General features: G+C 66.3%; 13 protein-coding genes, 1 tRNA gene and 2 pseudogenes. 9 read left to right on the plus strand and 7 right to left on the minus strand.

All coding sequences use genetic code 11. The features are described from left to right. The 3 genes and pseudogenes from ettA to SH922_RS13350 form a co-directional block, all read right to left on the minus strand. A complete protein-coding gene (gene ettA / locus SH922_RS13340) occupies window positions 1-1,665 on the minus strand; it encodes an energy-dependent translational throttle protein EttA (protein ID WP_326662158.1) in 1,665 nt (554 codons plus the stop codon). A gap of 252 nt (window positions 1,666-1,917) precedes the next feature. Continuing rightward, complete coding sequence (locus SH922_RS13345) at window positions 1,918-2,430, minus strand: hypothetical protein (protein ID WP_393058182.1); 513 nt, start codon at window positions 2,428-2,430, stop codon at window positions 1,918-1,920. Window positions 2,431-2,552: 122 nt separating this feature from the next. Further along, window positions 2,553-2,837 (minus strand): annotated as a pseudogene (locus tag SH922_RS13350) (UTRA domain-containing protein); the annotation flags it as partial. A 98-nt stretch (window positions 2,838-2,935) separates the two neighbouring features. Between SH922_RS13350 and SH922_RS13355 the strand changes: the two are divergent. From SH922_RS13355 to SH922_RS13365, 3 genes are all read left to right on the plus strand, one after another. Continuing rightward, on the plus strand, window positions 2,936-3,244 hold the full coding sequence (locus tag SH922_RS13355; protein ID WP_393063551.1) for an ATP-binding protein: 309 nt from the start codon (window positions 2,936-2,938) through the stop codon (window positions 3,242-3,244). Between the two features lie 100 nt (window positions 3,245-3,344). Then, on the plus strand, window positions 3,345-3,836 hold the full coding sequence (locus SH922_RS13360) for an NUDIX hydrolase (protein ID WP_393063552.1): 492 nt from the start codon (window positions 3,345-3,347) through the stop codon (window positions 3,834-3,836). 382 nt (window positions 3,837-4,218) lie between these two features. Further along, the gene (locus tag SH922_RS13365; protein ID WP_393058183.1) at window positions 4,219-4,914 is read left to right on the plus strand and encodes a transposase family protein; all 696 of its coding nucleotides are present in this window, start codon (window positions 4,219-4,221) and stop codon (window positions 4,912-4,914) included. Here the strand turns inward: SH922_RS13365 and SH922_RS13370 are convergent, their stop codons facing one another. Next, the gene (locus tag SH922_RS13370; RefSeq protein ID WP_393058184.1) at window positions 4,915-5,463 is read right to left on the minus strand and encodes a DUF4262 domain-containing protein; all 549 of its coding nucleotides are present in this window, start codon (window positions 5,461-5,463) and stop codon (window positions 4,915-4,917) included. An 836-nt stretch (window positions 5,464-6,299) separates the two neighbouring features. Here SH922_RS13370 and SH922_RS13375 point away from each other — a divergent pair. The 4 genes and pseudogenes from SH922_RS13375 to SH922_RS13390 all read left to right on the plus strand — a co-directional run bounded on the left by SH922_RS13375 (window position 6,300) and on the right by SH922_RS13390 (window position 8,835). Continuing rightward, window positions 6,300-6,830 carry a hypothetical protein gene (locus SH922_RS13375; protein ID WP_393058185.1) on the plus strand — a complete coding sequence of 177 codons (531 nt, stop codon included), beginning with the start codon at window positions 6,300-6,302 and terminating at the stop codon, window positions 6,828-6,830. 159 nt (window positions 6,831-6,989) lie between these two features. Continuing rightward, window positions 6,990-7,424, plus strand: coding sequence for an SUKH-3 domain-containing protein (locus tag SH922_RS13380; protein ID WP_393058186.1), 435 nt, complete (start codon window positions 6,990-6,992; stop codon window positions 7,422-7,424). A 52-nt stretch (window positions 7,425-7,476) separates the two neighbouring features. Further along, a pseudogene (locus SH922_RS13385) lies at window positions 7,477-8,199 on the plus strand (transposase); the annotation flags it as partial. A 213-nt stretch (window positions 8,200-8,412) separates the two neighbouring features. Further along, entirely contained in the window at window positions 8,413-8,835 is a 423-nt protein-coding gene (locus tag SH922_RS13390) for a flavoprotein (protein ID WP_393063553.1), read from the plus strand. A gap of 35 nt (window positions 8,836-8,870) precedes the next feature. Here the strand turns inward: SH922_RS13390 and SH922_RS13395 are convergent, their stop codons facing one another. Continuing rightward, entirely contained in the window at window positions 8,871-10,235 is a 1,365-nt protein-coding gene (locus SH922_RS13395; protein WP_393058187.1) for a glutamate decarboxylase, read from the minus strand. 377 nt (window positions 10,236-10,612) lie between these two features. Next, window positions 10,613-11,134, minus strand: coding sequence for a hypothetical protein (locus SH922_RS13400; RefSeq protein WP_393058188.1), 522 nt, complete (start codon window positions 11,132-11,134; stop codon window positions 10,613-10,615). A gap of 445 nt (window positions 11,135-11,579) precedes the next feature. On the opposite strand from SH922_RS13400, the gene SH922_RS13405 reads away from it, so the two are divergent. Next, window positions 11,580-11,654, plus strand: a tRNA-Trp gene (locus SH922_RS13405). A 226-nt stretch (window positions 11,655-11,880) separates the two neighbouring features. Further along, window positions 11,881-12,717: a hypothetical protein gene (locus SH922_RS13410; RefSeq protein WP_393058189.1), complete on the plus strand. Its 837-nt coding sequence runs from the start codon at window positions 11,881-11,883 to the stop codon at window positions 12,715-12,717. A 257-nt stretch (window positions 12,718-12,974) separates the two neighbouring features. On the opposite strand, the gene SH922_RS13415 is transcribed toward SH922_RS13410, so the two are convergent. Then, window positions 12,975-14,423: an LAETG motif-containing sortase-dependent surface protein gene (locus SH922_RS13415; protein WP_393058190.1), complete on the minus strand. Its 1,449-nt coding sequence runs from the start codon at window positions 14,421-14,423 to the stop codon at window positions 12,975-12,977. Window positions 14,424-14,450 lie beyond the last annotated feature (27 nt).

Genomic DNA, 14,450 nt, shown 5'->3' on the forward strand with positions numbered 1-14,450 from the left:
TCAGCCTCGCGTGAGCTTCTTGTACGTGGCACGGTGCGGGCGGGCCGCGTCCGCACCGAGACGCTCGACCTTGTTCTTCTCGTACGACTCGAAGTTGCCCTCGAACCAGTACCACTTGGACTCGCCCTCGTACGCCAGGATGTGCGTGGCGACGCGGTCCAGGAACCAACGGTCGTGGGAGATGACCACGGCCGCACCGGGGAACTCCAGCAGCGCGTTCTCGAGCGACGACAGGGTCTCGACGTCGAGGTCGTTGGTGGGCTCGTCGAGGAGCAGCAGGTTGCCGCCCTCCTTGAGCGTCAGCGCCAGGTTGAGGCGGTTGCGCTCACCACCGGAGAGCACACCGGCCGGCTTCTGCTGGTCCGGGCCCTTGAAGCCGAAGGCGGAGACGTACGCCCGCGACGGCATCTCGACCTGGCCGACGTTGATGTAGTCCAGCTCGTCCGAGACGACCGCCCACAGCGTCTTCTTCGGGTCGATGTTGGCGCGGCTCTGGTCGACGTACGAGATCTTGACCGTGTCGCCGACCTTGATGGAACCGGTGTCCGGCGCCTCCAGGCCCTGGATCATCTTGAACAGCGTGGTCTTGCCGGCGCCGTTCGGACCGATGATGCCGACGATGCCGTTACGCGGCAGCGTGAACGACAGGTCGTCGATGAGGACCTTGTCGCCGAAGGCCTTCGAGAGGTTCTCGACCTCGACGACGATGGAACCGAGCCGCGGGCCCGGCGGAATCTGGATCTCCTCGAAGTCCAGCTTCCGCATCTTGTCCGCCTCGGCCGCCATCTCCTCGTACCGGGCGAGACGCGCCTTGGACTTGGTCTGGCGCCCCTTGGCGTTCGACCGCACCCACTCCAGCTCTTCCTTGAGCCGCTTCTGCCGCTTCTCGTCCTTGCGGCCCTCGACCTTGAGGCGGGTGGCCTTCTTCTCCAGGTACGTGGAGTAGTTGCCCTCGTACGGGATGGCGCGGCCGCGGTCGAGCTCGAGGATCCACTCGGCGACGTTGTTCAGGAAGTACCGGTCGTGGGTGACGGCGACCACGGCACCCGCGTACTTCGAGAGGTGCTGCTCCAGCCAGTTCACCGACTCGGCGTCGAGGTGGTTGGTGGGCTCGTCGAGCAGCAGCAGGTCGGGCGCCTCGATGAGGAGCTTGCAGAGCGCGACGCGGCGCTTCTCACCACCGGAGAGGTTGGTGACGGGCCAGTCGCCGGGCGGGCAGCCCAGGGCGTCCATGGCCTGCTCCAGCTGGGCGTCCAGGTCCCACGCGTTGGCGTGGTCCAGGTCCTCCTGGAGCTTGCCCATCTCGTCCATGAGCGCGTCGGAGTAGTCGGTCGCCATGAGCTCGGCGACCTCGTTGAAGCGCTTGAGCTTGCCCATGATCTCGGCGGCGCCGTCCTGGACGTTCTCCAGAACGGTCTTCGACTCGTCGAGGTGGGGCTCCTGCATGAGGATGCCGACGCTGAACCCGGGCGACAGGAAGGCATCACCGTTGGACGGCTGCTCCAGGCCCGCCATGATCTTCAGCACCGTGGACTTACCGGCACCGTTGGGACCCACCACACCGATCTTCGCGCCGGGCAGGAAGCTCAGCGTCACGTCGTCAAGGATGACCTTGTCGCCGTGCGCCTTGCGTGTCTTGCGCATCGTGTAGATGTACTCAGCCAAGAGAAACCGTCCGGCAATCGATGAGTGGGCAGATACACCCCATCTTGCCTGACTGCTACCTCTTGACGGAAACCCGTATCGGTGGGTGGCTGTGACCTGGCCGTACGTGTGTCTGCGCTCGTAGGTGATCTGTCACTGACTGTCGCGTTCGGTCACCGCTGAGCGCCCTCGCACGGCCCAGGGACGGCCCGGAAACGATCACTCGGTGGCCGTAGACCATTCGTCGGACCTGGTCTTCGCCCGCCGGCGACGTCATGAATCACGGCCGGCCTGACATTCCTCGTGGAGACACTCGTCGTCCCGCAGGTGCAGCCGCCGAAGATCCTGTAGAGCCGCGACAGGGAATGGGTGCTGGACCCACTTCTCTCGATAGCCGACTTCGCCATGGAGCCCCAGCACCGCCGCGGCAGCCTCCATCACTACGTGGCCGAACACTCGGCGGGGTTGCGTGGAGCTCCAGGAGAGGGCGCCCTCCGCGTCAGGCGCGTCCCAGCTCTTGTCCAGGTCCGAGAACCGATAGATGGCGATGTGTACATCCACCCCCCGACGCTGGAGCCGCCACCTCTCTACGGCCGGTTCGAGGTCGAAGGAGACGCGCTGGTCGGTTGCAGTTCCATAGAGGCCTGACACCGCATGCAGTAGGTCGGACAGAGCGTCGGTGCAGTAGCTGACGAAGCACTTCTGCTCCGAACCGCCGTCGGCAATTCGGCATGTGGCCCACCCGGAGCCGCTCAGTTCCCAGCTGAACCGGAGAACACCCGTCACCCTGCCCCTCCCCCGTGTCTGTCCGCCCAGACGGTACAACCAAGATCGTCGATCGCGGCGCGGTCACCCAGCCCGACCAGGGCAGAACGGAGTTGCCTGCGGAATCCGACCAGAACCGCCCGTCAATGGCTGACGGGGACCTCGTAGACGATTTCGCACAGAGCAGCGGGGACGACGATGTCGGCAGTCTCCACGGGCCGGCCTTTGTCGCTGTAGTACGTCCGCCTGATGTGGGTGACAAGAGCGGCCTTCTGGATGCCGAGGAGAGACGCCTCCTCCGAAGTCGCCTGCCGCGACTCCGGCTGCTCGACGGCATGGCTGACCCTGATGGCGATCGCAGCCATACTGTTCACGACGCCTGCCCCGGCGTGCGGCCCTCCCTCGGGAAGGACGACGAGCGCGCCGGCACCGCGACGTCCGCCGTCAGCAAAGGCTCGTCCGCGCGGCGAAATTCCCCCGGCCAAAGCGGCTGGAGGACTTCGACTTCGCCGAGGCGGCCAGGCGACTGTCCTCGCTCATGGCCCGCTGCACCAAGGTCGACCTGCTCCGCCTGGACGAGTTTGGCTACGCGAACCTGGACAAGAAGGGCGCCAAGCTGCTGTTCCAGATCTTCACCGAACGCGAGGAGCGCAAGGCCACCGCGGTCGCCACGAACTCCCCGTTCGCCGAGTGGGACAAGACCTTCGGCGACCGCCGGCTCTGCGCGGCCATCGCCGACCGCATTACGTTCCGCTGCACGCTGATCCAGACCGGCACCGAGTCCTACCGCTTCCAGTCCACCGAAGCCGACCGCCAGGCCACCGCACGGTCATGAGGCTCTCTGAATCCGGCTCCGACCAGACTTGCGTGAAAGCTCAGCCCGGTGACCAACTCCGTTGTTCACCCAGGGACTGCGGTTCTAATCTGACGAGGTGATGAATCCCGAGGGGAGCCTGGTGCCGCGCCCGAGCGCGCGCGTGGTGTTGCTGGACGACGCCAGTCGGCTACTGCTGTTCTCTGCCCTGAACAAGGGGGACGGTTCCGTTCGGTGGTTCACCCCTGGAGGCGGACTCAAGCCAGGCGAAAGCCACGAGCAGGCAGCCCTGCGGGAGTTGCGAGAAGAAACCGGGCTGACGAACCTCTCGCTGGGTCCGGAGATTTGGCGAGGGCGTCCGTGGACAGCGGTCCGGGGCGGCGTCGCTTATGAGGTTCGCCAGCGCTACTACATGGCCCGGACGCCTGCGTTCCAGGTCGATACCTCGGCTTTCGAGGAGATCGAGAAGGCCGCGATCACCGGGCACCGCTGGTGGACCATAGCGGAACTGGCCGCGACCTCGGATGTACTGCGGCCGGCTGAGCTGCCGAAACTATTGGCGTCCTTGCTGACCGACGGCCCACCGAACCGGCCGATCCCCGTAGACGGCTGAGCGCACGTCCTTAAGCACCCCGCCGACCAATAGCCGGCCGAACGCGAGGCGGGCCTTGCCGAACCGCGCCTGTCAGGGACACGGACCAACAGGACCGGGGCAACCAAACCATCGCCAAACACCTCCGGACCACGGCGGACACTCCACATCCACAGGCGTGATGTCACCCGACAGGGGTGGCTCCCGAACCCGTTGACGATCATGGACCTGTGTCGGGCCCATCCTCGTCGCAGATGGAGCAAAGTGGCTCCCAAACTCGGTTCTGGCACAGATCTTGGGGAGTCGTCGCGGAGCGTTACCTCGCTGTTCGATTGTGAGAAGACTGGTTCGCGCGAGACCGCGTACGCCCTGTCGTCCCCCATCGGAATTGACGCTCCCTCAGGTGGCCGTCGGCCACTGCCGTGGCCAGTTGTTGACCGTGATGGTGCTGGTCATGCAGACCGATGCACCGTTCTGGGACTCGCTGGTGTTCGACGGGATCGAGGATGTGAACGTCGAGGCGGTTACGGCCGCGTTCGGCACGGTCGAGGTGATGGCGAGAGGCCGCGCGGTGGGGGCGGCCTGTCCGGACTGTGGTCGTTTCTCGGACCGAGTCCACGACCGCTATCAGCGCAGGCTGAAGGACCTTCCGCTCGCTGAACAGGGCTTCGTGATCCGGTTGACGGTCCAGCGTTTCATCTGCGGAGTGGCGGACTGTCCCTGCCGGACGTTCGCCGAGCCCTTCTCCCGGCTCGCCGCCCCGCACGCACGGTTCACCACCCGGCTCAACCACGCCCTGGAGCAAGTGGGGCTCGCGCTGGCCGGGCGGGCCGGCGCTCGGCTGGCCGCCCAGCTGGGCTTCGGCGCGGGACGGATGACCTTGTTACGCAGGGTCATGGCATTGCCCGATCCACGGTTCAGCACGCCACGGGTGCTGGGAGTCGACGACTTCGCGATCCGTCGCGGCCAGACCTACTCCACCGTCTTGACCAGCGTCGAAGACCATCGCGTGGTCGATGTGCTCCCGACTCCGCAAGATGCTCTTACTTCAGTAGCCTTCGCGACGGCATTGGTCTGTCGCCGGTCGGCCCGTGAATAGTCAGAGTTCGGTCGTCCAGATCCCGACAGGGTGCTCACTCGGCGGCTGCCACAACTGAGGCTGCGACTGGCGATGCCGTTCCTCAGCCTGTTCTTCCCAGTGAAAACGGTCATCCGCGTCGGGCCACGCGACTTGCAGAACAGGGAAAGGAGGCCGCCGGTAGAACCCGATGGCCCGCCCGAAGAAGGTCCGGTACCAGCGGAGGTCAACGCGCCTGAGCGCGACGTGGTGACCGTCGACAACGCCAGGGTGCCTCTGGCCGTCAGCCAGTACAGCACCCGCGGCGGACTTCTCTCCGATGCTGTTGAGCATGCCGTGCATGGCGTGGATATCGAGTCCGAACATGGCGAGCTCAGAAGCGCCGTAAGTGTGTGCGAGACCGATCGTGTAGGCGAATCCAGGACCGATGTCATCCTCGGGAACCATGACGACGTGCCATCCGTGCTGCTGCACATTCTCGATGATCGTCAGATCCATGCGGTCCGCTTCGTCTCGGTCGCCGTAGTCATGGCAGAGGACGCAGCGGCACCGGAACGGATCAGCAGTCATACGCGGAGGCTACGAGGTGAGCGTTCGGGCCGGACAGCCGGGCTCGCGACCACCCTTTCAAATCGAACGAAACGGTCACTCTCTGCGACCGGTCCCCAAGATCTGTGCCAGAACCCCAAACTCGCCGATGCAGTGGCTCCCATTCACCCCGACAAAATCACGCCCAGGTACGCGCTCATCACAAGCGCGGGAGAGCTGGGGGCAACCCGAGCCTCCGCGCGTGCTCCTGCAGCTGCCTCTTCCGCGGTTTGCCCTTCACCAACTCATCCAGTGCCCGGCCTGCCCAGATGAGGCACTTTGCTTGCGCCAAGGCCCGAGAAAACATCCGCCGCCACCACATCGCGGGCAGAATGCCAGTGACGTGGTTCTCTCAGCCACCGGGGGTCAAATGGGAAGCGCTCTCATCGGGTTAGCTGCTGCGGTGGTTGGTGTCACAGGCACGCTCGTTGCCTCTGCATGTAGCTGTCGCGGCGACGGCTCAGCTCAACCACCTCCTGCTCGCCTGTTCAGACTGAACGCGACCGAGCAGGCGTTGCGACAGGACGGAAACCCGTATCGGTGGGCGGGCCTGACCTGGGGCTTCCGGCCGAGCCCCGGTAGCTGGACTGTCACTGTCGGTCGCTGATTGTCGGCCGTGGGCGGCGCCGCACGGCCCACAGACGGCCCAGGGCTGCCGGAGACGCCGCAGCGGAATCACGCCCCGCAGAAGCAACCCGAGATCAGCCAAGGCAAGGGGCCTGTGGAGGAATCAAACGAAGCAGGTCTTGACCCGCTCAGCGAATGGCCGACGCAGGGCTACGATCTCGAAATGGCCAAGCAGGCAGGACTGTAGTCACATGCTGATCAATTACCTTCGTCAGTTCTTTCCGGATGTCGAGACAGATGACCCCGTTTCGTATCTGAGCGAGGCGGGCGACACGGTCAACGCACTCATGTACTCGTTCCTGTACTGGCCTCGCCTCGTCGAACTTCATGGCGCGGTTTTCCTCGGCCTGAGCGGGAATGACGAGGAGCAGATCCGGGAGAGGCTGTCCGCCACTACCGGCCGTGCGATTCCCGACAGGGAGGAGCTCTCCTGGGCGGAGGTCGTCGACAGTTTCAACCTGTTCGAACTGGGCCACCTGTTCAGCGCGGTGCCTGTGCACAGTGAAGATTTCGACTCACTGCACCGCGAACTCGGGTCAATTCTCGTCAAGTCCTGGCATGCACGACTCGTCGACACATTCCCGGAGCGGAAATTCTCTGTCCGGCTCGTGGAAGCCGACGAGTCGATGATGGAGATGAGAATCGAAGTGAAGCAAGTGTCACCGACCCTTGCGACTCCGGGTGGCTGGGACGGTCGTCTCCGCAGGGTTGTGATCGACTAAAGGGCTGTCCCGTAAGTGATCTACCTGCCGGCACGTGCCGCTCCGCCCTGCGAAGTGCGGGTCCGCACCTGCAAGACTTGCGTGAAAGCAGGTTCGCTGAGTAGACGGGGTGGGCGCATAGAGCGCATCGGTGGATTGTTGACGGGCTGCGGGCCCTCGGTGTTGGAAGCGCTCAGGGCTGCCGGGTGGAGAGCAGGACGACGGATCGACACTGAGACCTGGACACAACGACTCGTGGCGGTGGGGTTCGAGTTCAACGACGTGGCGATAGCGGTTTGGGCAGAGTTCGGCGAACTGACGATCAAGAGTTCTCCGGCTCGTGCTCCTTCCTCGTCGCTGCACCTGGATCCCGTTGACGCCTGCATCGACGCGTCTGCGGAGGCTCAGAGGCTGAGGCGCCGATACGGGGAGAACTACAGCCCTCTGGGTATGTGGTCAATCCAGTACAGGTCATACGTAGCGGCGAGCGGGCGTGTCATCGCCGTGGGACCGGGCTTCCTGTGGCAGCTGGGCACCAGCTTCGCAGAGGCACTGTCCTACGTGGTGGATGGCGATGGCGGTCCCGATCGTACCGAGCGGGCAGCCTGGCTGTGACCCCGTCACATACCGTCTCAGGAACGCTCCCACCAGGTGGGATGATCTTGCGATGTCTGGTGTGATCACGGCGTCGGAGCCGTCCTGGATGGCCCCGTTCACCGGGCTGAGCCCGCGTTTCTTCGGCAAGCTGGTGACAGCCCTGCGCCGCGAAGGCGCGGATCCGGTCCGTAATGGCCGCCCGTGGTCACTTCCGCTGGAGGACCGTGTGCTGCTGGTAGTGGCTTACTGGCGCACAAACTTGACGTTGCGCCAGCTCGCCCCTCTCTTCGGCATCTCAAAGTCCGCGGCCGACCGCATCATCGACCACCTCGGCCCATTGCTCGCGCTGCAACCCCGCAGGCGGTTCCGCAAGGACACTGTGCTCATCGTGGACGGCACCCTTGTGCCCACCCGCGACCACACGATTGCCGAGCAGTCCAAGAACTACCGGTACTCCACGAACCACCAGGTCGTCATCGACGCCGACATCCGGCTCGTTGTGGTGGTCGGCCGGCCTCTGCCCGGAAACCGCAACGACTGCAAGGCGTGGGAAGAGTCCGGAGCGAAGGCCGCTGTCGGCAAGACCATGACAATCGCCGACGGTGGCTATCCGGGCACCGGGCTGGTGATGCCGCACCGGCGACGCAAAGGCGAGGAACTGCCCGACTGGAAACAGGCCCACAACAAGTCCCACAAACAGGTCCGCGCCCGCGTGGAGCACGTCTTCGCTCGCAGGAAGACCTGGAAGATCCTCCGCGACTGTCGCCTCAAGGGCGACGGCGTCTACCTTGCCTCGCAGTGGTTGCGGTACTTCTCTGCTGTACTGCTGGAGCTGGGGCGGACCGAGACGGGGCGGTGGAACGGTGAGCGTAGGCAGTCGCGGAGTGCTGGGAGTTGTGGGCACAGCAGCCGATGGAGTCGAGCAGCTACGCACCGGACTGGTAGAGCCAGCCATCGCCCTCGGCTGGCAGGTAGCCGTAACCCTCACCCGAATGCCGGCCGGTGGATGAAGGCAACCGGCGAGTTGGACCGACTGGAGGCGCCGACCAGCCTGCTGGTTCGGGATACGCCTCGCCTGCCAACTGAGCCCCGCCCCCACCCGGTTGTCGACTGCTACGTCGTCGCCCCAGCTAGCGCGAATTACGTCGCCAAGCTCGCGACGGGCATCGCCGACAATCAAGCCCGGACGCAAGTGGGTGAAGCGCTGGGCACCGTCGACGTCCCGGTGGTGGTGTTCCCTCGGATCAACGCGGCACATGCGCGGCACCCGGCGTGGGAGGGGCACATCAAGACTCTGCGAAAGGCGGGTGTGGAGCTGGTGTACGGGGCTGACGTCGGGCCACTGGACGAACCTCGTCGGGGCCCGGCAGATCGAGAGCTCCCGTGGGCCACGATCCTGGGGGCTGCACACCGGGCATCGGGTGACTGAGCGTTCGTTCTGGCACGGCTGGCTTTAAGAGCGCGTCAGTAGCCGGTTCCCCGCTTGACCTGGGCCCGCTCGGCTTCATGGGTCATGCCCTTGTCGTCCAACGTGCGACACGCGTCCTCGATGTCCTGGCTCAGGCGATCGATCTGCTCCCGGCTCAGGGTTTCCTTGACCAGGGCGCGCATGATCTTCACCCGCTCCGCGTTGGGCGGGAGCGTGTACGCCGGCACCATCCAACCGCGCTCGGCCGAGAGCTGCCAGGCAACGTCGGACTCGTCGTAGGCGTGCTTGCCAGCGAGACGGAATGCGACCAGGGGCAGCTGCTCGAGGTCACTGCCGATCACTTCGAAACGGCCGCTGCTCCGCAGGTTGTCCGCCAGCGCACGTGCGTTCTCCTGCATCATCTTCATCACGTACGTGTAGCCCTGGCGACCGAGCCGGACGAAGTTGTAGTACTGCGCGAGCACCATCGACGCGCCGGTGGAGAAGTTCAGTGTGAACGTCGCGTCGGTCTTACCCAGGTAGTTCTCGTAGAACACGAGGTCCTTGGCCAGGTCGGACTCCTCGCGAAAGATCAACCAGCCGATACCGGGGTAGACCAAACCGTATTTGTGACCCGAGACGTTGATGGAACGGACCTGTTCGAGCTGGAAGTCCCATTTGGATTCCGGGTAGAGAAAGGGCCATACGAAGGCGCCGCTGGCTCCGTCGACGTGGATCGGAATGTCGAGGTCCCGTTCCTTCCGGACGTCCCGCAGGAGCTTGTCGATGCCGACCACATCATCCTTGTGGCCGGTGAACGTGGTGCCCAGGACTGCGACGACGCCGATCGTGTTCTCGTCGAGGTGGGGCTCCACGTCCTCCGGGCCGATCGTGTACTTGCCTTCGGCAAGCGGAACGATCCGCGGCTCGACGTCGAAGTAGCGGCAGAACTTTTCCCACACCACGTGGACGTCCCCGCCGAAGATCAAGTTAGGCCGGTCGATCGACAGGCCGGCCGCCTTGCGGCGTTCCCGCCACTTCCACTTCAGCGACAGCGCGCCGAGCATGATTGCCTCGGAGGATCCCTGGGTCCGGCATCCGGCCGTCTTGCCCGGCGCGTGGAAGAGATCGGCGAGCATGCGCACGCAACGCTGCTCGATCTCGGCGGAAATGGGGTATTCGGCGTGGTCGATGAAGTTGCGGTGGAGGTTCTCGGCGATGAGCCGTTGCGCCTCCGGCTCCATCCATGTGGTGACAAAGGTGGCGAGGTTGCGCTGTGGATCTCCCTCCATCGCGAGATCCACATCCACCAGCCTCATCGCGTCCGTCGCGGCCATGCCCACCTCGGGGAAAGTCTCCGAGGGAGCGGGCACGGTCAAGAACCGGTTACCGAACAGGGCCCCGTCGTCACGCTTGGTCATGCCGAGGATTCAAACAGCGCCGGCGCCTTCCTGCGCGAGGGACACGCTGAGGCAGGCAGTTGGGTACCACCCACAAACGGCCTCTCGGCCCCCAGGATTCCACCGCGCACTGGGTGGTTGCAGGGCGGGATCCGAGCATGGACCTGCTTGCTGCGGGATCTGTCGTCGGCTTCTACGGTAGGGCCCCTACGGGGACGGTCACCGCGGTTGCTTCGGCCTCGGTCCCCGGAGTGATGGGGCTCTTCGGCGTGCGGAACCGGTACAGGAGGACGAGGGCCACTGCGGGGACGGCCAGGTAGAGCAACAGGACGACGAGGGCCTGTGTGGTGCCGTGACCGTCGAAGTAGATCGAGTTGCGGACGAGGTCCGCCGCGTCCTCAGCCGACCTGCTGCGGTGTCCAGAAGTGCGGCTCGATGGGGGCTCGCCTCACCACGATGCGACCGGTGACGCCGGCATCGTCCACCAGCTTCCCCCACGAGCCGGATCCGTCGCTGGGGGTGTGCTCGATGTCGGCCCACACGACGCTGCCCGGTCCGGCGGAGCCGATGGAGACGGTCCACTCGGCATACCTGCCGGCACAGTTGTTGGCCGCCACCCGGTAATCGTCGTTCAGGCTCAGACAGGTGCGGGGATTCGAGCCGGCCGTGGAGACCTCCATCGTTCCGTTGGGGCGCTGCCGTACCTGCCAGTTCGCCGAGGTGTTCGCGTTGTCCGTGCAGTCACCCAGCGACACCGCGCCCCTGTACCCGCCCGGTTTCGGATAGGTCAGGCACTGGCCGTCCTGGAGGGCCGCGAACCGGTAGACCCCGTCGACCAGCGGGGCGGCGTGGGCGGGTTGGGCAAGTACCGCGGTGGCCGCGGCCGCGGCGGCCATGACAGCGATGACGCGTGAACGCATGGGATCGGACTCCTCGAACAGCCGTCGCCGCACCGCTCGCGCGGCACAGACCCGGTCGATGCATATTCCGCCGGACTCGGCGGCGGCACCGATCCTGGGGCACCGGCCGACCCCGGAGCAGCCTGCGAGGGCCGCTGTCACCCGCCTGGCTGACCCACATCACCCGATGGCGTCGCAGCGGTCGTAACCGTGGTGCCGTGCCAGGCAACGCTCGCTCGGTTCCTGAGCCCTGCCCGGTGGGACTCGGTGCGCAGCGATGAGTTCCCCCGCCTGCTCCCGTCCTACCTAATCGGCAAGGAGGAAGGGGACACCGTGACCATCCGTCTGGAGGAGCGGTTGGACGCGTGAACGCCTGGCACCCGGAAATCTTTGCCGGGAGTCCGCCCGGCACTCCCCTTCCGCCTCGGCAGCAGTGGGAGTCCCTCCTTAGGATGGCGCAAGAGGCGGAGCCGTAGCGCAGAGGTCGTCGCGCGCGGTCTCCAAAACCGCGAGGACGCCGGTTCGAATCCGGCCGGTTCCGCCTTCTCGTATTCGGCGCGCTGCCCGTATCCCGAACTGCACTGGCACTGGGGCGGTGTGGTGGCCGCCCTACAGCTTGTCGTCGCGTTCCAGAATCAGGCTGATCGAGCCGTTCTCAAGGTCGTTGCCGCTATCAGGGTGCTCGCCGGTGCCAGCCGCCTACTCACACACCAACGCGGTTCGAGCCATATACGGGCATTTGCCCACCACAAGGCTAGGGTCGAGCGGTGAGCCGAATCGAGAGGACCGCTGAGGGGGCGGGGCCGTTCACGACGCGGCTGACCTGGCGCCTCGGCGATGGGGGCACTGCGGTCTGGGAGTCGCGGCTGGCGCGCAAGCGCGGCCTGCTCACCGTGCGGGCCGCAGGCGAGCCCAAGGCCCGCTCCCGAAGAGCGGACAGTGTGTCGGTCGGCCGTCTCCGCAGGCTGAATGCCATTGCAGCGAGTGCGTTCGCGGTGGGTGGGGGCTTGTTCGCCTCCGGGGCCGCAGTGGCGCAGTTCGGCACAGGTGGCGCGACAGGTGCCTGGATCTACTTCGTCGGCGGCCTGTTCTTCAACACGGGCGGCTTTGCGTCGCTTCTCCAAGCGGTCAACGCTCCTCGCCAGGACAACGGAATCGGGACGCTTGCCGCTCGGCGCTGGAGGTGGTGGAGCTACGAGCCCGGCCGGATCGACTGGCTGAGTACCTTCGTGCTGTTCGTGGGAACGCTTGTGTTCGGCATCAACCTGCTCAGTTCCTTGTTGCAGGGGCTTTCGGTGCAGCAGGTGAACAGGTTGGTCTGGGCCCCCGACATGGTCGGGTGCACCCTGTTCCTTGTCTCGGGGCATCTTGCCCTGGTCGAGGTCTGCCACGGCCGGCCGGGAATCCGTCCCCGCGATCTCGGCTGGTGGATCGTCGCGGTCAACCAACTCGGGTCCGTGCTCTTCCTCGGCGCGGCACTGGCCGCCTTCACCCGCCCCGCCACGGGAAGCCTCGTGAACATCGACATCGCCAACTGGGGCACCCTCGCGGGAGCACTGTGTTTCTCCGCTGGCGGGGTACTCCAGTATTTCGAGCGTCCATGAGCTCCCGCTCACGGACGGTCCTCGACAAACGCCGGTGCGGGCCGAGGAAGGTCCATGGGCGAGTCGGCCCGTCAGCGGTCTTGAGGACCGCCCAGTCGGTCATCCCTCCGGCCGGCTCCTAGCGACCTGGTACCGCGTTGGGCCACGGTCCCCGTCGCGAACGAGGTGATCCCGGCCGCGGTACACCACGACCCCGGCCGGCCGAAGCCGTACCGGGGTCGTGAGCGGGACGTGAAGGCCCTTGCGCCTGCCGCGCGTTACTCGGCCGCGGACTGGCCCTTGCGCCGGCGGAGGATGAAGACCGCGCCGCCGCCGATGACGACCAGGGCGATCGCGATGCCCGCGATGATCGGGGTGGCGTTGGAGCTGCCGGTCTCGGCGAGGTTGCCCTCGGCGCCCGCCGTGCTGCCGCCGGCCGTGGCGGTGGTCGTGGTGGGCTGTTCGGCGGTCTGGGTGGTGAGGCCGTCGGTGCCGCTGCCGGTGGTCTTGCAGTCCAGGACGCCCTTGAAGGTGCGGCTGAACCCGTCCGGGCCGGTGACCGTGACGTCGTACGCCTGGTCCTCGGCGACCGGCACGGTCACCGTCTGCGACTTGCCGGGCTCGACGGTGTGCTCCGCCCCGGCCAGTTCGTAGGTGAACGCCTCGTCACCCTTGTTGCTCGCGGTGACGTCCACGCCGCCCTTGGCGCAGTTCTTCTTCGCGGTGACCGCCGGGATCGCGCCCTTGCCTGCCCATGTCGCGGTGGCGCCGGCGGAGACCGTGGACTCGCTGGAGCCGGCCAGGATCTGGGTCTGGCTCTTGGTGGCGCCGGCGAAGGCCCGGCCGACGGGGACCGAGGTGGTGGCCTGGACGGTCAGGGAGGCGGTGCCGTCGGCGGCGCCTGCCGGGATGTCGAAGTAGAGCTCGGAGCCGTTGACCGCCGTGGTGACGGCCTTGCCCTTCTTGTCGGTGATCCTCACGCCGCTGGCGGAGTCGGCGGGCGGGGTCACGGAGACCTGGCCGGCGTTGGTGCGGACCGTGACGGGGCCGACGCGCTGACCGGAGCGGCCGGACACCGCGACCGGGTCCAGGGCGAGGGACGCCTTGGGCTCGGCGCTGTCGGTGGCAGTCGTCTCCAGCCAGTCGGCGAGCTTCTCCGCCTGGGGGTCGGATGCCTCGACGTCGGCGTCGTCCGAGTAGCGCCAGATGGCGACCTGGGTGCCGGCAGCCGCTGTCCGCTCGGTGAGCGGGCCGGTGCCGGCCTTCTCGGCGAGCGCCGGCAGGTCGTCTATCTGCGGGTAGGAGTGCTCCAGGATCCAGCGGATCTTGCCGGCGTTCTTGTTCGTGCCGAGCGAGGTCTGGTCCCAGGGGGTCTCCAGGTACTTCGCCTGGTCCTGGGTGGGGTTGTGGATGTCGATGCAGTACGTCTTGAACGTGCCGCCGCCGTCGACGGTCATCTCGAAGAGCCCGGCCGGCAGCTTCTGGTCCTCGCCGTCCGTGTGCAGGGTCGCGCTGCCGAAGGTCTTCAGCCCGTCCAGGACCGCGGTCGCGCCGCCCTGGTGCGGGGGTGCCTCGTCGGCGACCGCGCCGCCCGCGCCGGTGAGGACGCCGGCCACGACCAGACCTGATGCCACCACCGAGGCGGCCAGCCGGGCTATGCCCCGGGTTCGTCGAGGGCCTGCCGTCGTCGTGGATGACGAGGTAGTCGCTGAAGAAACAGAAAACACAGAATTCCCCTCCGGGCGAGACCCTCG

Source organism: Streptomyces sp. LN549, from assembly GCF_043203805.1.
Taxonomy (GTDB): domain Bacteria; phylum Actinomycetota; class Actinomycetes; order Streptomycetales; family Streptomycetaceae; genus Streptomyces.